Annotated in this window: 16 protein-coding genes; 12 read left to right on the top strand and 4 right to left on the bottom strand. The window is 38.2% G+C overall.

All coding sequences use genetic code 11. From position 1 onward, the window contains the following. Positions 1 to 6: 6 nt before the first annotated feature. The 8 genes from FHG85_RS00595 to FHG85_RS00560 all read left to right on the top strand — a co-directional run bounded on the left by FHG85_RS00595 (position 7) and on the right by FHG85_RS00560 (position 11,272). Positions 7 to 1,521 (top strand): TolC family protein, encoded by a 1,515-nt coding sequence (locus tag FHG85_RS00595; RefSeq protein ID WP_173072343.1) that lies wholly within the window; start codon positions 7 to 9, stop codon positions 1,519 to 1,521. 72 nt (positions 1,522 to 1,593) lie between these two features. Beyond that, entirely contained in the window at positions 1,594 to 2,634 is a 1,041-nt protein-coding gene (locus FHG85_RS00590; RefSeq protein ID WP_173072342.1) for an efflux RND transporter periplasmic adaptor subunit, read from the top strand. A 31-nt stretch (positions 2,635 to 2,665) separates the two neighbouring features. After that, the gene (locus tag FHG85_RS00585; protein ID WP_173072341.1) at positions 2,666 to 5,794 is read left to right on the top strand and encodes an efflux RND transporter permease subunit; all 3,129 of its coding nucleotides are present in this window, start codon (positions 2,666 to 2,668) and stop codon (positions 5,792 to 5,794) included. A gap of 13 nt (positions 5,795 to 5,807) precedes the next feature. After that, complete coding sequence (locus FHG85_RS00580) at positions 5,808 to 6,113, top strand: PG0541 family transporter-associated protein (protein ID WP_173072340.1); 306 nt, start codon at positions 5,808 to 5,810, stop codon at positions 6,111 to 6,113. 93 nt (positions 6,114 to 6,206) lie between these two features. After that, a complete protein-coding gene (locus FHG85_RS00575; protein WP_173072339.1) occupies positions 6,207 to 7,019 on the top strand; it encodes a metallophosphoesterase family protein in 813 nt (270 codons plus the stop codon). Between the two features lie 2 nt (positions 7,020 to 7,021). Further along, positions 7,022 to 7,657, top strand: a complete 636-nt coding sequence (locus FHG85_RS00570) for a hypothetical protein (protein WP_220429215.1) — start codon at positions 7,022 to 7,024, stop codon at positions 7,655 to 7,657. Between the two features lie 122 nt (positions 7,658 to 7,779). Next, positions 7,780 to 8,493 carry a DUF5020 family protein gene (locus tag FHG85_RS00565; RefSeq protein WP_173072338.1) on the top strand — a complete coding sequence of 238 codons (714 nt, stop codon included), beginning with the start codon at positions 7,780 to 7,782 and terminating at the stop codon, positions 8,491 to 8,493. Positions 8,494 to 8,725: 232 nt separating this feature from the next. Next, positions 8,726 to 11,272 carry a tetratricopeptide repeat protein gene (locus FHG85_RS00560; protein ID WP_173072337.1) on the top strand — a complete coding sequence of 849 codons (2,547 nt, stop codon included), beginning with the start codon at positions 8,726 to 8,728 and terminating at the stop codon, positions 11,270 to 11,272. Here the strand turns inward: FHG85_RS00560 and FHG85_RS00555 are convergent. The 3 genes from FHG85_RS00555 to FHG85_RS00545 all read right to left on the bottom strand — a co-directional run bounded on the left by FHG85_RS00555 (position 11,262) and on the right by FHG85_RS00545 (position 13,725). Further along, positions 11,262 to 12,533 (bottom strand): glycosyltransferase, encoded by a 1,272-nt coding sequence (locus FHG85_RS00555; protein WP_173072336.1) that lies wholly within the window; start codon positions 12,531 to 12,533, stop codon positions 11,262 to 11,264. The genes FHG85_RS00560 and FHG85_RS00555 overlap by 11 nt on opposite strands. Positions 12,534 to 12,614: 81 nt before the next feature. Next, entirely contained in the window at positions 12,615 to 13,220 is a 606-nt protein-coding gene (locus tag FHG85_RS00550; RefSeq protein ID WP_173072335.1) for an OmpH family outer membrane protein, read from the bottom strand. A gap of 121 nt (positions 13,221 to 13,341) precedes the next feature. Continuing rightward, positions 13,342 to 13,725: a co-chaperone GroES gene (locus tag FHG85_RS00545; protein WP_173072334.1), complete on the bottom strand. Its 384-nt coding sequence runs from the start codon at positions 13,723 to 13,725 to the stop codon at positions 13,342 to 13,344. Between the two features lie 160 nt (positions 13,726 to 13,885). Between FHG85_RS00545 and FHG85_RS00540 the strand changes: the two genes are divergently transcribed. The 3 genes from FHG85_RS00540 (at position 13,886) to trkA (ending at position 17,888) form a co-directional block, all read left to right on the top strand. Beyond that, positions 13,886 to 14,299: an STAS/SEC14 domain-containing protein gene (locus FHG85_RS00540; RefSeq protein WP_173072333.1), complete on the top strand. Its 414-nt coding sequence runs from the start codon at positions 13,886 to 13,888 to the stop codon at positions 14,297 to 14,299. Between the two features lie 44 nt (positions 14,300 to 14,343). Then, on the top strand, positions 14,344 to 16,443 hold the full coding sequence (locus tag FHG85_RS00535) for a ComEC/Rec2 family competence protein (RefSeq protein WP_173072332.1): 2,100 nt from the start codon (positions 14,344 to 14,346) through the stop codon (positions 16,441 to 16,443). A 104-nt stretch (positions 16,444 to 16,547) separates the two neighbouring features. After that, complete coding sequence (gene trkA / locus FHG85_RS00530) at positions 16,548 to 17,888, top strand: Trk system potassium transporter TrkA (RefSeq protein ID WP_173072331.1); 1,341 nt, start codon at positions 16,548 to 16,550, stop codon at positions 17,886 to 17,888. Here the strand turns inward: trkA and FHG85_RS00525 are convergent. Then, complete coding sequence (locus FHG85_RS00525; RefSeq protein ID WP_173072330.1) at positions 17,881 to 19,806, bottom strand: tetratricopeptide repeat-containing sensor histidine kinase; 1,926 nt, start codon at positions 19,804 to 19,806, stop codon at positions 17,881 to 17,883. The two genes, trkA and FHG85_RS00525, sit on opposite strands and share 8 nt — an antisense overlap. A gap of 113 nt (positions 19,807 to 19,919) precedes the next feature. On the opposite strand from FHG85_RS00525, the gene FHG85_RS00520 reads away from it, so the two are divergent. Beyond that, a complete protein-coding gene (locus tag FHG85_RS00520; RefSeq protein WP_173072329.1) occupies positions 19,920 to 20,654 on the top strand; it encodes a glycoside hydrolase family 25 protein in 735 nt (244 codons plus the stop codon). The last annotated feature ends 93 nt before the right edge of the window (positions 20,655 to 20,747 follow it).

Here is a 20,747-nt window from a genome sequence, read left to right as displayed (position 1 = left end):
CTAACTATGAAAAGGTTAAAGCTAATTTCACTTTTGAGTGCGTGGCTATTGGGAATAAGCTACGCCTCGGCACAACAGGTGCTAACACTAGAACAATGCCGGCAAATGGCATTGGAACACAACCAAAAAGTTCTTATTGCCGATGAGCATGTTGAAGCAGCTAGTGCACTTAAGCGCTCTGCCAAAACTCAATTTTTACCTAGCATTAGTGCAAACGGCCTTTACACTCGCACTAATAAAAAGTTCAGCTTACTTGAAAATGATTTGATGCTTCCTGTTGTCCCCTGGACAGCCATCGATCCTACAACCGGAGGGCTAAACAACACTATTTTGAGCCCTACACTACCCGATGGTTCTCCAAATCCTAATTTTGACCCTACCGTTTTTGGAAACACATTTGCAATTAATCCAAGCACAGGTCAGCCTTATACAGATGCCGAAGGCAACCCAGTATTCCAACAATATTCTTGGATACCTAAAGAAAAAGCTGAGATAGGAGAAAAGAATATTTACATGGCAGGAATCAGCCTTACTCAGCCAATATTTACTGGTGGAAAAATTAGGGAAACTTATCGAATAGCCAAGTATGGCGAAAATTTAGCCCGCGCTCAAAGCGATGCAGAGCGCACCGAAGTGCTATACAAAACTGAGGAATCATACTGGAGAGTAGCAGCTGTTAATGAAAAAGTAAAGCTGGTTGAAGCCTACATTAAACTATTAGATAAGCTAAACACCGATTTAGAAAACTACTATGCTGAGGGAATCATCATAAAAAATGATTTGCTAAAGGTTAAGGTTAAAAAGAATGAGGCCGAACTAAACCTTCTTAAGGCTAAGAATGGCTTAACATTAGCCAAAATGGCTCTTTGTCAGCAAATCGGTTTGCCCTTAGCAACTGAGATTATTATTGCCGATTCGCTACCCGCCCTGATGGAGCCAATTGCACAGGCAAACTATGTTGACTCTGCATTAGCCTTACGCCCCGAGATTGAAGCATTGAATCAAACCATCAACATTGCAAAATCGGGCGTAAACATCATGAAATCGCGCTACATGCCAAATATTGGTTTAACAGCTAACTACATGTTTTTCAATCCAAATCCATATAACGGCCTTACAAAAGAGTTTGGTGGTGATTGGAGTGTTGGAGTAGCCATTAATGTTCCTATATTTCACTGGAACGACCGTGGGCACACGCTTAAAGCTGCTCGAAGCGAACAACGTGTTGCTGAGCTAAAAATGGAAGAGGCAAAGGAGCTTATCAGCCTTCAGGTACAACAAGCCATTTTCAAACTTAATGAGTCAATTAAAAAGGTAGAAATGGCTCAAGAAAATCTTAAGCAAGCCGATGAGAATTTAAAGGTTACACGTGATGCGTTTGAAACCGGGCGTCAAAAAACCTCCGACCTTTTAGAGGCACAAGCAATGTGGCAAAGCGCCTACAGCGAGCTTATTGATGCCAGGATGGAATATCGCCTTAATATGGTTAACCTAAAACGCGTGACAGGAGGTTTAAAATAGTAACGGAGTGGCTCTAAGTAGACATAATTAATAACAAATCGATAATTAAAGTAAAAATCAAAATATTAAGCAATGAAACGACTAACACTACTTTTATCAGCAGCTGCAATAGTCCTAACATCATGCAGCGGCAAAAACGATGAGCAAACCGAAAAGGATATAAATGTTCCTTTGGTGAAAACGGTTAAAGTGGAAGAACGCACTTTCAACCCAACATTAACCTTTTCAGGAACTGTTTTTGCTAACAAGGAGGCAAATCTTGGCGCCACCTTACCTGGGAAAGTTGAAAAAATCTTTTTCGAAGAGGGGCAATCGGTTAAAAAGGGCGATTTAATTGTTGAGCTATCGGACGAGATGCTCACCCAAGCTTTAATTGAACATGAAACCATCAAGAAAGATTTTGAACGTGTATCGCGCCTTCGCGAGAAAGGAAGCATTAGCGAAATGGAATATGACCATGTAAAAGCAAAGTACGATGCTTCAACGGCAAAGGTTGAAATGGTAAGAAAAAATACTCAGGTTTACGCGCCTTTCAGTGGAATAATTGCTGAGCGAATGATGGAGGAGGGAGAAATTTACTTTATCAACCCAGGATTAGAACCCGGATACTCCATGCGTTCAGGAATTGTTCGCCTAATGCAACTTGATCCCGTGAAAATTAAGTTCGAGGTTAATGAAAAAGACCTTTCAAAAATCAGAAAGGGCCTACCTGTTGAGGTAAGAATGGATGCATTCCCTGGCAGAACATTTAAAGGTGAGGTAAATAATATCAAACCAATGCTATCAACAACCACACACTCAACTCCAGTTGAGGTTGTTATTTCAAACGCCAAAATGGAGATTAAACCAGGTATGTTTGCTTTTGTTGATGTGAAACTTCCTGAAATAAAATCGGCAGTTGTTCCATTACGAAGCATTTACCGCATGCCTGGAACTTCGGAAGATTATGTGTTCACAGTTGTAAACGATACAGTTCATCGTGTAAAGGTTGAAAGAGTACAAACACTTGGCGAGTATGTTGCTGTCAATGGCGTTAATGCAGGAACCGAAATCATTCTTGAAGGTAAGAACCGCGTTAACGATGGATTAAAGGTTAAGGTTAGCAACAGGTAACAATATCTTCCTAATTTGAAAAAATAAAACTATGAAACTACCACAAGTTGCAGTTAAAAGGCCGGTATTCACAGCAATGCTATTTGTAGCCATACTACTATTTGGCTTAGTATCGCTGGTAAAACTACCGCTCGATATAATGCCCGAAATGGAACTTCCTACACTTACGGTAATAACAGTTTACCCAGGTGCTAGTGCCGATGAGGTGGAGGAGCAAGTTTCGAAAAAGTTGGAGAAGATTCTATCGGGTACCGAACATCTAAAAGAGATAACTTCGCAGAGTAAGGAAAACGTTTCGTTTGTTCAGCTACAGTTTGAATGGGGTACCGATATTACATCGGCGGCTAATAATGCACGCGACCTTATTGAGCTTGTTAAAAACAAATTACCTCGCGATGCACATAACCCTATCATATTCAAGGTTAACAGCTCACTCATGCCTGTACTTGTTTATGGGGTTACGGCTAACGAAAGCTACAATGGGCTTTACAAGATAGTTGACGACGAGGTTGCAAGTAAGCTAAGGAAGGTCCCTGGCGTAGGTTCAGTAATCACCATTGGTGCTCCAGAACGTGAGATTAAAGTTGATATTGACCCGGTTAAGCTACATGCCTACAACCTCTCGCTCAACCAGATTGCAACCATACTAAAAGCTCAAAACATTTCAATACCTGGTGGTAATATAAAGGTAGGCGATAACGACTACTCTGTTCGTATCCCAGGTGATATTTCAGATGTTGAGGAGCTAAAAGACTTGGCACTTATCAGCTTTAACGGAAAGGTTATTCGCCTAAGCGATGTTGCCGATATTCGCGACGAGTATAAGGAGAAAGATGATGTAGGTAGAACAACTAATGGTAAAGGTGTTACCCTTATGGTTCAAAAACAATCGGGGGAAAATACCTTGGCTGTTGTTGAAAAAGTTAGAGCAAAGATTAAAGAGATTGAACCAAATATTCCCGCAGATGTTCAGATTTCGGAGGTGATGAAGAGCGACGAGCTAATCACCGAATCTATCAACAACCTTTCCGAGTCGCTTTGGTATGCGCTATTCTTTGTAGTATTAGTGGTTATGGCTTTCCTTAGGAACTGGAAGCAAAGTGTAATTGTGTTCATCACCATACCATTCTCGCTTATTGTTGCATTTATTGTGATGTTCGCTTCGGGTTGGACAATCAACATCTTCAGCCTTATGTCGTTGGTTGTTGCATCGGGTATGGTGGTTGATAACGCCATTGTGGTGCTTGAGAACATCACTCAACACATTGAGAAAGGGGCTAAACCAAAGCAGGCCGCCATTTTTGGTAGTAGCGAGATGGGAATGGCCATTTCGGCATCAACACTTACCACAATTGTTGTGTTCCTTCCCATGATTTTTATGGGTGGTATTGTGGGTATTATGTTTAAACAGCTTGCCATTCTAACTTCAGTTACGCTTCTGGCATCGCTATTTACCGCTTTAACACTTACGCCAATGGCTTCATCGCAACTGCTTAAGGGAATGAAAAAGGGTGAGGAGCGTAAGCATGGAAAACTTTACGAATGGAGCGAGCGCAACTTCCAACGTCTCGAAGATGCTTACAAAAAAGCTCTAGCATGGGTGGTTCATCACAAAACTGTTACGGTAATAGTTGCTCTTGTCGTTTTAGCATTCAGCCTTTGGGTTGGAAAAGGTTTAGGAACCGACTATATCCCTGAGTTTGATGCTGGCGACGTGGTTGCTGTTATTGAAACCGAAGTTGGAACCTCAACAACCAAAACTGATAGCGTTGCTCAGGTTGTAATGCAAATCTTTAAAGAGGAGATTCCTGAAATGATTCCAAACTCATTAGCTTCGGTTTCGGGACAAACAGAAGAGGGACTGCTTTCGTCGGTTGGTTTTAGTGAGGGTAAGAATATTGCCACAGTTATGTGTCACCTTACCAAACCCAACGAGCGTGAAAGCTCAGCAAAGAAAATTGCCGATAGGATTCGCCCAAGGATAGCAGCAATACCTGAAGTTGAAAACTTCCGTTTGCTGGGAGGTAGTATTCTATCAGCTGCTGTTACAGGAAACAAAAAGCCTATTGAGGTTGAAATATCGGGCAATAACTTTAGCAGCCTAAATGCAGTTGCCGAGGCTATTACTGCTCGCATGCGTGAATCGAACTACTTTAGCGATGTGATTAACAACGTTGATAAAGGTAAACTTGAAGTACAGATTAAGGTAGACAAGCAAAAAGCCTCAGCCATGGCACTTAACTCTGCCATGATTGGCTTACAGGTTCGTCAAAGTATATATGGTACCGAGGCAGGTGAATTCAAGGAAGGAGGCGATGAGTATGATATCACACTACGCTACTCACCCAAATTCAGAAACGATATCAACCAAATAAGAAACATTCAGCTAAAAAATCTGCTTAACCAAACCATTCCCCTATATGCTGTAGCCGATGTTGAAATGGGAACAAGCCCATTACAAATCAATCGTAAGGGACAGCAGCGTGTAGTAAAGGTTATGGCTGAGCTAAACGATGTTTCGTTGGGTGAAGCCCAAAAGGAGACTAAACGAATCATTGCAGGGTTAGATATCCCAAGCGATGTAACTGTAGAGATAGCAGGGCAAACATCTGACCAGGGCGAATCGTTTGGTGACCTATACCTCATACTTGCACTTGGTGTATTGCTCGTTTACATGGTTATGGCATCGCAGTTCGAAAGTTTCCGCGACCCTTTTATCATTATGTTTGCCGTTCCGGTTACGTTTATTGGTGTAATTTGGGCATTCAAGGTTACAGGTTTAACACTTAGCATTACAACCTTTGTTGGGGTTATCATGCTAATGGGTATTGTTGTAAACAATGGTATTGTGCTGGTAGACTACACAAACCTTCTTCGTAAGCGTGGCTATAAGCTATACGATGCAATTGCCGAGGCTGGACGTAGCCGTTTGCGCCCTGTGCTTATGACTACATTTACCACTCTACTAGGTATGGTCCCCATGGCTACAAGTACTGGTATGGGACGCGAGGCATACTCGCCACTTGGTATTACTATGATTGGTGGCCTGTTAGTATCAACCCTTATCACCTTGCTTCTTGTTCCAACTATTTACGCCATTTTCCATGACCATGAGCGTAAGCATGAAAGTGATACCAATAAATCGGTTCTGTTTAACTAAAAAGATTTAAGCCATGAAAATGATATATTGCACCTGCAACGTTGCAGTTCTTGAGCCACTACTTAAGCTACTCGACGAAAACAACGTTCGCGACTTCCAAGTTGTGGAGCAGGTTACAGCCAAGAATAAAAAAGGCGACCACCGCTTTAACAATCCAGTTTGGCCTGGATACAACTCTACCGTATTCATTCAAATTACCGAGGATGAAAAGGCTAAAATGGTAATGCAGAAGATTCGAGAGTTTAATCGTAATGCCTTTAACGATAATGAGCTGGTTACCGCTTGTATGTGGACAATTGAAGATTACTTTTTCGATTGATAATCGATTAAGCTAGCAAAAAAGAGAGGTTGTTTCAATGTTGTATTTAATTTCAATAGTTGAGGCAACCTCTTTCATTTAAAATCACTATATATGCGAGTACAACCTCTTTTTACACTCATTCTTATTACACTTCTAACATATTCTTGCAACGACCTTATAGAGTATAGCCCCTACGAGGGGAGAGCGCAAGAGGGGTCGCGAAACATGAATGTTTCTGCCATAAAAAAACTTTCGGAGCAAAGTACCGATACCTTTAAACCCTTTACCATGGCTATTATTGGCGATAGCCATACCTATTACGACGATTTCATCGACCAGATTTACGCCCTAAATAGCCTTGACAGCATCGATATGGTTATTCACATGGGAGACATTACCCTAAGCGGGATTTATAGGGAGTTCCTTTGGTATAGGGATATTATTAAACCCCTTAAACATCCATTAATTACAGTTATTGGAAATCACGATTGCCTCTCAAATGGGGAGTTCATGTATCGCGATATGTTTGGCAATACCAATTTCTTCTTTACGTATAACAATTGCCTCTTGGTGTTCTTTGATGATATTACATGGGAACGAAACACAAAAGACCCAGATTTTGAATGGATAGATTCTACTATTTCAACACCTGATAGCTACACCTATAAATTTGTTTTTGCCCACATTCCGCCATGGGATGAGCAATTTAGTATGGGGAACGGGATGCTATACAACTATTTACTTGATAAATCGAATGTAACCTATTCAATTCACGGTCACATCCACAAGTTTTATCATGATAAACATTATGCCGATATCTATGGTGATGTTAATTACCTTGCCTGCGGCGATAGTCAAGATCGTGAAATTGTTTTAGTCAGGGTTAAGAAACAAGATATTGATGTTGAAGTAATCCGTTACTAACCATGAAAGCAGTACAAATTATATTGACTTTTATTATCTTACTATTCAGCCAAAACCTTTTTGCTGATGACCCTATTAAAATTCTAAAACAAAAGATTACGGAAGAGAAGCAGATTGTATTAAAAGATGATACTGTAACCATAAAACCATACTGGTTTGCCCCAACTCAGTTTAAATTTCAGTATGCTGGAAGTATTGGATTTATATCGATTGGTGCTGGCTACCAGTTGCGACATGGATATCAACCTACCCTGCTTTACGGATTCCTCGATAATAATTTTGGTGGGAGCAACGTTACTGTTCATACCATATCGTTAAAAAATAGATTTAACCTATCGGAAAAACCAATACTAGGTTTTTTTACACCAATTGCGGGAATTTCTGTAAACTGGGGAATTACCCACAATACATTCAAACGTTTACCACCTCATTACCGAGAGAACTACTACTTCCAGAATAAGGTTCACCTTTCGCCCTTTTGGGGTGGCGAATTTCAAATCCCAATCGCCCAAAACACATTAGGCATCTATTTTGAATTTTCTACGCTTGATGCCTACCTATTAGAATTTGTCAGAACCGATTTTGTTCGCTGGAACGATGTCTGGAGCTTAGGATTAGGAATGACTCTCTATTTGTAAATATCTTAAAAAACTTAGTAACAATGTAAGGAACACCATTCTTAAAGTTTCTAAGAATTTTTTACTTTTGTTTGATTTGCTTGCAGAACTTCAAATTTCATTTCGTATTTAACAATTTTATTATGAGAAAACTAATTCTATTCATCTCTTTTGCATCGTTCTTCTTAGTAGCAAACTCTCAAAATGTTCAGCTACACTACGATTTTGGGAAAGATAGGAAAATGTTTACATCTACTGTTGAAATGTTCAAACCCGATAGCTGGGGGAACACATTCTTTTTTGTCGATTTTGATTATGGCTCAAAATCATCGGGTGTAGATGGCGTATCGTTAGCTTATTGGGAAATATCAAGGGAACTAAAATTTTGGGAAGCACCCATTGCATTTCACGCTGAATTTAATGGTGGTTTTGGCCAATTTAACATTGGGCCCAACACCAACGGTGCTTACACCATAAACAACGCATACCTCTTTGGCCCATCGTTTTCATGGAATAACAGTTCTTTTACAAGAGGTTTTACATTGCAAACCTTATACAAGTATATTACCGATAAGGAAGATGCCTCATTCCAAATTACTGGCGTATGGTATATGCATTTCCTTGATGGGAAGTTCACTTTTTCGGGTTTTGCAGATTTCTGGAAAGAAGATAATGTTGTATTCGATGATAACGGGAACACCTCTAATGCTAAGTTCGTATTTTTAACAGAGCCTCAAATCTGGTATAATACTACAAAGAACCTTTCTTTAGGTGGGGAAATAGAAATCAGCTCAAATTTTGGCGGGAACAAAGGCTTTATGGTAAATCCTACCCTAGCAGTTAAATGGCAATTCTAAATTTCATTCTAGATATTTCATTGAGGCTGCCCTTAAAGACAGCCTCTTTCTTTTTTAAAAAACTTATCAAAACACTAACATTCTATAATACCCTTCTCACTCAACTTGAACTTATAGCAACAATTTATCCACCTTCCAACATATTTAAACTCAGCATTATCTATTTTTGTCAAATAACTTTGCAAATAGGGTTATTCTTTAGTAATTTGCTCACAAATTATTAGCATACTTAATGAAAGCAAAATTCTTCTTTTTAACTTTCGTTTTCATTGTCCTTTCATCGGTACTTTCCTTAGCCGATGTACGTGATAGTTTACTTAACCTTTTACCAAGCTCAACAGGTGAAGAGAAGGTAAACCTTCTTTTTAAGCTATCGGAAGTTACCTCGGGTACCGAAGAGGCACTTAAATATGCCGATGATGCAATAAGTGTTGCACAAAAGATAAATAACAAGCTATTAGCCGAAGCTTATATCAACAAGGGTTATGCGTTATCGGAAAACTACATGGATGAAAAAGCCATTGAGGTTTTTCATAAAGCTCTTGATATTGCCCAAAAATATGGCTACCAAAAATCGATACTGGATGCATATAAGGGGATTTCAACATCCTATTATTACATCGACTCTTTTGAACAATCACAGCGTTTCACCGATACCCTGTTGCAAAAAGCGATAAAACTTGATAGCCTTCGATACCAGGCATACGCCTATTTTCGATTGGGAAAGATTATGCAGGAAAAGGGAAATGGCGATTCTGCATTAGCATACATAAACCGTTCCTTACAGCTACGAAAAGAGATTGGCGACTGGAAAGAGATTGCCCTTACCTATAACGGTTTAGGTCGGGTTTATTTTGACTTGGCGCAATACGATAGTGCAATTTCGTGCTACCAGCAAGAGGTTAGAATAAAAGAGAAGATGGGCGACCAACCCATTTATTTAGCTATTGCCTACCTAAATCTTGGCAGAACACACATTGCTTTAAGTAACTTCCAGCTAGCCCTTGAACAATACCAAAAAGCGCTTCGTACCTTTGAAAGCATTAACCACAAGGAGGGTATTGCCACCTGTAATTCAGGGCTGGGTATGATTTACGAGAACCTTTCGCAAAGCATATTGGCTACCGACGAGAATGAAACTAACTTTAGAAAGGCTCTGGGGTATCACAAAATTGCACTAAACCTCTTTCATGAACTTCAAAAAAAAATGGAAGAAGGGCAGACCCTCCAAAATATTGGAAATGTTTATTCGCGTTTAGCCACAAACAGATATGTAGCCCGCTTTGGCGAGATGTGGGAGGATTCTCTTTACAAAATAAAACAGTCAGATATACTTACCGACTTTGATAGCGCTACAGTATACTACCATAAGGCACTATCCATTTTTAATGTTCTAAAAGAAGAAGGAGAAATTGCTAAGGTCAACACCAATTTAGGAAGCATTTTCAGCTGGGCCCGCGAATGGAATAAAGCAAATAGATACATAAATAAAGCATTGCAACTGGCCCGAAAGAATAAGCTCCTTTATGAAACCACAGCAGCCCTCTATGCGAAAGGTGAAAGTTTATACCGCCAAGGCAACCTTGATGATGCCGAACTTGCATTTATTGAATGCTCAAGGTTGTCGGAAAAACTAGGTTTGAAAGAAACCTTACGCTATAGTTTTGAACGGTTATCGCGTCTTTATGAGCAGAAAGGCGACTTGGTTCGTGCATACGCATACTTTAAAAAGGCTGTACGGATAAAGGATGAAATATTCACTGAAAAGAGCCAAAGAGTAATGGCCGAAATGCAAACCAAGTACGAAACAGAGAAAAAAGAGCAGCAGCTGCTTATTATGAAAAACCAGGATGAGCTGCAAAAATCAATTATACAACGACAAAAACTAATGATAATAGGCGCAATCATTGGTTCATTCCTTATACTTATGGTTGCCCTGTTAATGTTTAAGATGTTTCGCGACAAACAGCGTGCTAACATTATTTTGGAAGAAAAAAATGCTCTTATTACTCGACAAAAACAGGAAATAACCGATAGCATTAAATATGCAAGTAGGATTCAGAATGCAGTACTTCCAACCTCTAAACTGATTTCTGACGTACTGCCTGAGCACTTTGTGCTTTTTATGCCCCGCGATATTGTTAGTGGCGACTTTTACTGGATGACACATAAAAACGAAAAAGTTGTACTTGTTGCTGCCGATTGTACAGGTCATGGCGTACCAGGAGCATTTATGAGCATGCTAGGCGTTTCGTTTTTATATGAGATTGTTAATAAGGAAAATATTCTTCAACCAGCAGAAATCCTGAATAACCTTAGAAATCACATTAAAACAACCTTAAGCCAAACGGGTAAGCTCGAAGAGCAAAAAGACGGTATGGATATATCCCTTTGTGTTATCGATAAGAGTAACCAAATGATTGAGTGGGCTGGAGCATACAACCCTCTCTATCAAATTAGAAACGGAGAACTCATTGAATACAAAGCAGATAAAATGCCAGTAGCAATACATTTAAATGATTTTAAATCATTCACAAATCACGAGATAAACTATCTGCCAGGCGATACTTTCTATATGTTCTCCGATGGCTATGCCGACCAATTTGGAGGTCCAGAGGGTCGTAAATTTATGGTTAAAAGATTAAAAAGAACTTTGCTTGAAATCCATCAAAAACCAATGCAAGAACAAAGGGAAATATTGGAAAAAGTTCATTTAGATTGGCGAGGTGTAAATAACGATCAGATAGACGATATTCTAATAGTAGGATTCAGAGTTTAACTACATATTCCTTTCTGTTTAAATCTCTTAACAATGCTAACAATGCCTTTGGATTACTTGTAATGTTTGTGTTTGGCTCCATTAAGGACAGTAATCTTATTGTTTCCTCAACTACAGGTTTCTTTTCATAAAGATTTTCCGAGGCAAAGTTTAAAAACTTTAAAAGCAAAAAACCGTCGAACCACAAAAAGAATCTTTTTTTGAAAGATTTTGCATTCGATGTGTTTTTACGAATATTTCTAATACTATCAATTGCATTATGCAACGTAAAAAATTCTTTTACCGATATTTTCTGTCTATTTATAAATTGAGCTGTTTGTTCATCGCTAGCATCAAAAAGCTTCTCTACCTCAAACAAAAAAGGCTTTAGGTCCAAAAACGACTCATGGTTATAAGTAAAGATAGATGCTTTTTTTGCGATTCGCTCAGCAATAACCTTTCCTGTTCCAAAAGGAACACGGTTCGAGATTCTTGGGGAAGGATAAATACAGGTACTATTTAGTTCCCGAAATTGACCATGTGGTATAATCTTTTGCAAAAAGTAGAAATCTTCTCCAGCCTGCCTTCTATTCATTCCACCAAACTTGACATATGCTTCAGCGCTACAAGCCATTGCAGAACCCACAGTGTGATAAGCAAAGGGGAATCCAATATAACGGCTGGCCAGGTTGTAATACCTCAAATGGAGCTCATACTCAACGATTGCCTCATAAATTTCATCAGAGAATTTGTTGCCATCAACTGGATGCTCAAAACGAACCGAACATGCTTGATTTTTAGGAAACTTTTGCCAAAGCCGATATAACTCAACCAAATAATTTTGCATACATTCTGTATCGGCATCAAAGCAAGCTATTATTCCGTTATAGTTTGATACACTTAAAAACCTGAAAGCAGCCTCATCCATTCCAATTTGGCGGGCATATCCAACGCCAGCATGTTTTTTAGGAAGGTTAAAAGCAGGAATAGATAAGAATCTTAAATTCTTATGGCCCAATTTTTTATTTACATCATCAACTATCGATAAAGCCTTCTGAGATTGATTAATAATCTCATTGCTTGAACCTTCTGGATGATTTACCACTACAATTACCTCAACCTGGCAGGGTGGTTGCTCACAATTGGCAAGCGATTTAAGAGAATCGTATAAATTAGGCTCATTATAGCAAGGAATAACCACTACTATTCCAAGTTCCTTTTTGGGAACCTCTTTTATTTTAGGCCTAAAATTTTTTCTATCAAAGTATCCTTGCCACTTCATCTTGCTAAAATAACGAAACCCTTTCTCATGCTAAACATTCGAAAGGGTTCCGAGTTGGTTTAGGTTTAGTATAGGTGGGTTTTAGTTTTTCTTGGTTTCGGCGTACTTTTTATTAAGTCCTTCAAGAACTTCTTTTGTAATATCAATTGCTGGGTGACCATAAAGAACAGGACCACCAAATGTGCTGCTAAAAATTAGCTTATAACCTTTGTCAGCATTGTACTCCTTTAGGTACTCAACAATGCTATTATGGATTTTGCGCAACTTAACTTGCTCTTCTTCGGCAAGTTGCATACGCATTTCGTCGCGCATTTGGTATAGCTGCTGCTCCTTGTTTGCTAAATCGGCTTGAAGCTGCTGTGCTTCGGAACGTGTAACAAGTCCCTTCTGAACTTTATCCTGAAAATCGCGAGCTTGTTTTTCAAAACTTTTTGATTTGGCAGTGAGTTCGGCCTCTTTCTTCTTACTGCTTTGTTCCAACTCACTTTTCATGTCAAAATACATGTCGTAGTTATTGAGAATAGTATCCATGTCGATCCACGCAGCAGTAAACTCGCCTAAATCTTGAACCTGGGTACTATTAGCACTTTCTACATTAGCCTTTTTCCCCGAAGTAAAATGTAGCACAAAGAGCGCTACAATTGCTAATCCAAACAGAATGTTGATAATTAGATTTGTCTTCTTCATATTAAGGTAGATTTCAATTTTCTTATTCAACCAAATGCTCATGTAGAGCATCTATTCGCAAATATAAATGAAATTAGATGATAGCAAAATTTTTATCGCGTAATTTTTGCTTTTCATCTGTTTATTCTAGCAGCCCCTCATCGCGGAAAAGCAACAAAATAGAGGAATATGGAACTATTACATACTTTTCATTGTTAAACTCAACCTCAATGGCACTGTCGCGCAAGTACACAGCCAAATCGCCAACCTGGGCTTGTAAAGGAAAATATTTGGGTTGATTCTGGCTTTTCTTCCAAGGTTCATCGGTTTCGTTTAACATAGGTAGTGGATATCCAGGTCCTACCTTTACAACATATCCACTATGCGCTTTTTGCTTTTCTTGAACACCTGGGGGTAAGAGTAATCCTGTTTTGGTTCTTTCATCAGGATTTTTAGGCTTTATCAATAACCTATCGCCTACAACTATTATACTATCAAAATCTTTAGGGTCAAAAGTTAGTGACATATCTCTTCTTTTTGTTACAAATTTACTCAATCTTCCAATCTCCCAAAAATACTTTAAACAATGAAATTCGGTTTTATGTACTTCGATTCATGCAGTTTATAAATATTAGGTTGATATTAACCTTTTTATCTATTAAATTGCATAAATAACATCCTCGATTATGGATACAATAGAAGTTTTTAAAAGTTCCTATGGCAATGCTTATTATTACCCAAGTACTAAGACCGTTGAGGTGACCTGGAATGGAAGCCAAACTTTTGAGGAATACAAAACGCTCTTTGAGTCTCTTCTTGCTTTTCAAAGAGATTCCATGTTTGAAGTAAAATTTTATTTATCCGACATTAGGAAACAGGGTGTTATAAGCCCTAAAAGTAGGAAATGGTTTGAACAGGTTGCCCTTCCTAAGGCAATTGAACAGGGACTTAAAGCAGCAGCCGTTGTTTTTGACGGAAATGCTTTTAAACGTTACTACCTTAACCTAATCATGCAAGTAGCAAACGTATACAAGCTGCCACTAAAATTCTTCAACAGTAAAGATGAAGCATATAAGTGGTTTAATTCTTTAGAACTATAAGGTTCAATATTGCTGTAACTTAAATCAGTTTAGGTTACTGTTTTATGGTTAAACTTCCTAGCTCAATCCACGAAGTTCCTTTTATAAGGATAGCGTTACCATTTATAATAGGTATTTTATTCCAATACAAACTCCATATTTTTACCAATTTTTGGCTACTTGGCGGGGTAAGCATCATGCTAATCCTTGTTTTAGCGATATCCATATGGTTTCTAAAATCTTGGAAATTTCGTTGGGTTTCTGGATTATTAATCTACTTCCTTATTTTCTCCTTAGGCTGTTTTGCCACTCTAAATAGTATTCCTAAAAGCAATATTAGTTCAGCCTCACAGAATAATTATTTAGCCAGAATTGTTGATGAACCTTCATTTGGCGAAAAAAGTGTAAGGGCAAAAGCCGAGATTTATTATCAAAATGATACAATTCTCAATCGCACAATCAAAGTCCTCATTTATTTTTCAACGTCAGACAGCAGCTCCTATCACTTAAGATATGGTGATATTATTGCTATAGCTGGTAAACTGACTACATTCTCAAAACCATTAAATCCATATCAATTTAACTATAAGGCCTACATGCTACAACAGGGTATTGCATACTGCATATATGCCAATACCAATTACTGGGAAAAAATTGGGAACAATGCTAACCCAGTATTTAGATTGGCCTATGATATAAGAAATAAAGCTATAGAAACATTCAGAACCGTTGGCGTTGCAAACCAAGAACTAGCAGTTGTTTCAGCGTTGCTTCTAGGAAATAAATCGCTGCTTAACGATGAAACACGTCAGGTTTATTCAACCGTAGGCGCCATGCACATTCTGGCTGTCTCGGGGCTGCATGTTGGATTGATCTATGGTTTGGTTTTAATCATCCTATCGCTCCTTCCAAATCAAAAACTATGGAAATTCACTCGACTACTCATTGCGCTATTGGCCTTATGGGGATATGCTTTCATTACAGGGCTATCTCCATCTGTCCAACGTGCAACTATTATGTTCTCTTTGTTTGCAATAGGAAAGGCTCTGAAACTTAAAACCAACAGCTACAATACGTTGGCAGCATCGGCCTTTTTGATTCTTGTTATCAACCCGTTATCGCTATTTCACATAGGTTTCCAGCTATCACATGCAGCAGTTTTATCTATATTTTTCTTTTACCCTCCTATTTATAGTCTCGTTGATTTTAAGCATAAGATTTTCAAGTACGTTTGGACATTGGTTAGCCTTTCGCTTGCTGCTCAAATTCTAACACTACCCCTTACCCTATATTATTTTGGCCAATTCCCTATACTTTTTTTAGTTACAAATATTGTTGCCATTCCTTTAGCCACAATTACCCTTTATATCGCTTTGGGTACTCTATTATTCTCATTTATTGAACCAGCGGGTATATTCTTCGGAAAGCTTCTAAATTTACTGACATGGTTCTTAAATCAATCGCTCCAAACCCTTGAAGGCATTCCTTATTCATGCATTAAATCGATATACTTTAATCATTGGCAGGCCATTATGCTAACTATAGCAATTGCTTTATTTGCATTACTCTTGGTTCTTAAGAATAGAAGATACCTTATCGCTTCTGTAGTGTTTTTATGGGGAGTTTTAATGTTGTCGGTAATTAACAATATTAGCATATCCCGAAGTTCTGAGATAGTAATTTTATCATCAACCCAAGGGTCAATTTTTTGCATAAACGAGGGAGGAACCCCAGTTATGTTTTATACCCCAGAAATAGCAAACAAAGCATTTGAATTTGCGACTGAAGGATATCAACGAAATAAATGTATTTCAAAGATGAAAGTATCTAAAATTGATTGTTTTGCAAAGGACGATTTGCCAGAATTTGTTAGCACAAATAATCGTTTTGGACTGGCTACAATTGTTTACAGGGATTTCTTAATATCTGTTCCATATAACGATAGTGCTAGCCACCTAGTGACAGATAAGATTCTTGATGTTGATATTCTTATAGCGAATAAATACACAAACCCATCGATTTTGAATCTTCTGAAACCCCAAATGGTAATTTTTGACGGAAGCATTAAACCTTGGCATAAGAAAGGTATAACTTCCATTCTATATGAGAAAGGAATATCACACTATGACATAAAACACCAAGGATATTATAGCACTAACTTCTAGATAAAACCGCGATTGGTTTTAATAAATGAGCTAATAAATATTATTATTTGATACACTTGATAAAAAATGATGTTATTTTGCAATTTACTTTTACCGCTTAAATTATGAATATCATTGTTGTAGGGGCAGGAGAAGTTGGAACACACCTGGCAAAAATGCTTGCCAAGGAATATCATGATGTTACAGTGATTGACCCTGATGAGGAGATGCTCAACCACGTAACTGCAAATGCCGATGTTTTAACCATTAAAGGTTCAGCCACCTCTATTCAAACATTAAAGGAAGCCAACATAAAAAAAGCCGATCTATTCATAGCTGTAGCTCATTCAGAGGAAACAAATATTGTATCGGCCACCTTAGCCAAAAAACTTGGTGCCAAAAAGGTTATAGCACGTATCGACAAATGGGAATACCTACAACCCAATAACAAAGAGATTTTTCTTAACCTAGGAATAGACTCGCTAATATACCCCGAAAAGCTGGCAGCTAGAGAGATAATATCGTTGCTTGGTCAAACCAGCTCTACTGAATTTGTCGATTTTTCAGGCGGTAAGCTATCGCTTCTAGTGTTTAAGCTTGAAGAAGATTCACCTATAGTAGATTATACGCTACTACAGGCTACCAAGAATACACAAAACCTCGACTATAGGGCTGTTGCAATTACGCGTGAAGGAATAACTATTATTCCTCGTGGAAACGACCAGTTCAAGGTAAATGACATGGTTTACGTAATTGCAAACCAATCAGGCATAAAGGAGATGCTTGAGTACACCGGTAAAAAGAATATCGATGTAAATAATGTGATGATTCTTGGTGGAAGCCGAATTGCTATTCACCTTGCATTGGAGTTGGAAAAGTCAATGAATGTCAAGCTCATTGAGACTAACCCCGAAAAAAGTGAGAAGTTGGCAGCCCTATTTAAAAATGCTCTGGTTATCAATGGCGATGGCCGCGATACAGATCTATTAATTGAGGAGGGGCTTCAGTATATGGATGCATTTGTTGCTGTTACTGGTAACTCTGAAACAAATATTCTTTCCTGTATTATCGCCAAGCGGATGGGCGTAAAGAAAACAATAGCCGAAATTGAGAATATCAACTATATTCGTCTAGCCGAAAGCATTGGTGTTGATACAGTAATTAACAAAAAGCTTATTACTGCTAGCCGAATTTTCCGTTATACCATGAGCACCGACGTTTCCGCCATTAAATGTCTTACCGGATCGGACGCCGAAGTACTTGAGTTTATTGTTAAACCCGGAGCATCTATAACAAAAGGAAGACTTAAAGATATTGGATTTCCTAAAGATGCTATTGTTGGAGGAGTTGTTAGGGGAAATAGTGCTTTTATTGCAAAAGGCGATACCGAGATCAAGCCATACGATAGAGTTGTTGTATTTGCACTACCTACGGCTATCAATAAGGTTGGAAAGTACTTTAACTAACATCAGCTAAAGGCAGGACGATTGTAAAAGTACTCCCTTCGTTAGGCTTACTTGCTACCTTTATTTCTCCACCCAAATCTGTTGCTAGCTGGTTGCATATTGCTAAGCCTATTCCACTCCCTTGCTCATTGCTTGTTCCACGCTGTGATTTTTGTTGTCCTTTACTAAATAAGGAGTTAACTTTTTGTTGAGTCATCCCTACCCCATAATCTCTAACCGAAACCTCTATCCTGCTTGCTATTTGTGCTGCTTCAATCTCAACCTCACCACCTGCAACTGAAAATTTAATAGCGTTCGAAATAAAGTTTCTAAGAATGGTACTAAGCATATCAGCATCAGTATTAACATTCATGGTGGGATCAACCTTATTTACAAGCCCTATCGATTTCAGCTCGGCTGCTGGTTTCTGTGACATTATCACCCTATCAACTAAATTTTTGAGGTTATAGCTTTTAATGGAAACTTTTAAGCGTTTCTCCTGCGACTTAATCCAATTCAAAACATTCTCTAGTAAATCATTAGTAGAGAAACCAAGAACATATAATCGTTTCGATAGCTGAATCATCTCATCGTTGCCCAACGATAAACTTTTCTCCTTAATTATTTGAGCTATGGTAACAATAGATGTTAGCTGATTTTTAAGATCGTGCGCTAAAATTGAAAAATACCTATCCTTATCGTTATTTAGCTGGTTAATTTCATCTTTCTGTTTTCTTAAAAGACGAACATCCTTAGCCCTCTTTAGGTAAAAATATACCGCTAAGCCAATGAGTGCAGTAAGTAAAACTATAATCGCAATGTATAGCTTTATAATATTTCTCTGAAAGCCTATCTTCTCTGCTAAAATCTTTTCGCGTTCCTTTTGGTGTTTAACTTGCTCTTCAAACCTTAATGCTTCAGTTAGCTGAGTAAGTCGCTCCACATAGCTACTTAACGTTATACTATCGTTTATGTTATATGCTAAATTGCTATGATATTCGGCTTTCTTAAAATCTCCCTTTTGCTTATAGGAATACGATAATCCTTTGTGGCAATCGCGCGAAACTGTTTGATTCTCAAAATTCCGATTAGTAGCCAACCCCTTATTGAAATAGAAAATGGCACTATCGTACTGTCCTAGCTGGTTACATAAAATACCATGAGCAAGGTAGGTCAATGCCAACCCTTGTAAATCGTTATTTTGCGAGTATATCTTTTGTGCTCTAATAATGTAAAACTCACTTGAATCCTTTTTACCTTTAGCTAGATGCACATTGCCTATATTCAAGTAGGCGGTAGCAATACCAGGGCTAAACCCAATTTTTTCTCTAAGTTCAAGCGACTTCCCAAAGTAATAAAGCGCAGAATCAAGGTCATCTTTATTTTGATAAATTGTACCCAGGATGTTGTAGATATAAGAAAGAGTGTACTCATCGTTTATCTGTTTGGCAATATCAAGGGCACGTTTCCCAAACTCAACAGCTCTATCGTATAGGCTTAACCGGTTGTATAAATCGGCTAGATTGTTATACTGAAAGGCTAGGTGCTTTTTTAAATTGTACTTACGCGATATTTCTAGTCCTTTAAAATAGCAATCTAACGCTTTAGCATATTCTCCCACGTTCCGATACGCTACTCCCAATCGGTTATAGGAGTCGGAAAGTTCCTGGTTAAGTTCTAATTTTTGCGCAAGGGCAACTGCCATCTGACCATACTCGATAGCTTTTGCTGGATCGCTATTGCGATTTTCCCAACAAAGCAACTTTAACACCACAACCTTAAGCGAATCGTCGGGCCTATCAAGAACTTTTGCTAAGGCCTTAATTGATGAAGGATTCAAGTATATTGTGTCATCTAGCTGGGCATAAGTTTTAAAACCGATGCTAAAAAGCATCAACAAAGCCAAAATCCCGCAATAAAAACACCTATACCTATACATTTCTAAAATTTCTTTAAATATACACTTTTTTAATCGATATTAAATGAGCGTTTAAATCTAAAGAAGGGTAGCGTTTTATATAGATTTATCCAAATACCCCATATATTTGCACCATGGGTAAGAAAAGAAGAAAGAAAAGAAAAGTTAGTAAGAATAAGTACTATCTCGCTGCCGCATTAATTAGTCTTTTGGTCATTATTATCCTGGTTGTTCGCTTTTTAACCGACCCTTACCATCGATACCTTATTTGGGGAATTGATGTTTCGGCGCACACAGGTACCATTGATTGGGAAAAGGTAAAAGAGCAAAGGGTCAATTTTGCTTTCATAAAAGCAACCGAAGGAGCAACCCTTCGCGATGAAACTTTTCGAAAAAACATAGCACAAGCTCAAAATGTTGGCATACCTGTTGGTGCTTACCATTTTTTTAACTTTAATCGTTCTGGTAAGCTACAAGCACAAAACTACCTTAGCGCCATTGCTGGACTAAACCTTGAGCTACCTCCTGTGATTGATGTTGAGGAATGGGGAAATGTTATCCGACGCCCAAAGAAAGAAATCATAAAGGATATAAGAGCATTTATTCGTCTTGTTGAGGAGAAGACCAAGACTAAAGTGCTTATTTATACCAATAAGGATACCTACAAATGGTATATAAAAGATGAGTTCCTAGAAAATGATATCTGGATTTGTTCTTTTGACCATACTCCAAAAATTGAAAAACCTTGGACATTCTGGCAGTACCATCACGAAGGAAGATTAGATGGAGTAGAAGGCAAGGTTGATTATAATGTATTTTATGGAAATTCCATTGAATGGAAACATTACCTGATAAACAAGAAAAGATAGATGTTTATATTGACTCTCAGTATCTCATACTAGTATTATTCATTTAATGAGTTTCAGGTGTTTGGATAATTAAAGAAATAGTTCTTCTATTGC

The sequence above is a fragment of the Tenuifilum thalassicum genome, assembly GCF_013265555.1.
Classification (GTDB): Bacteria; Bacteroidota; Bacteroidia; order Bacteroidales; family Tenuifilaceae; genus Tenuifilum; species Tenuifilum thalassicum.
The sequence above is the reverse complement of the archived record's forward strand: the minus strand, read 5'-3'. Positions and strand labels throughout refer to the sequence as shown.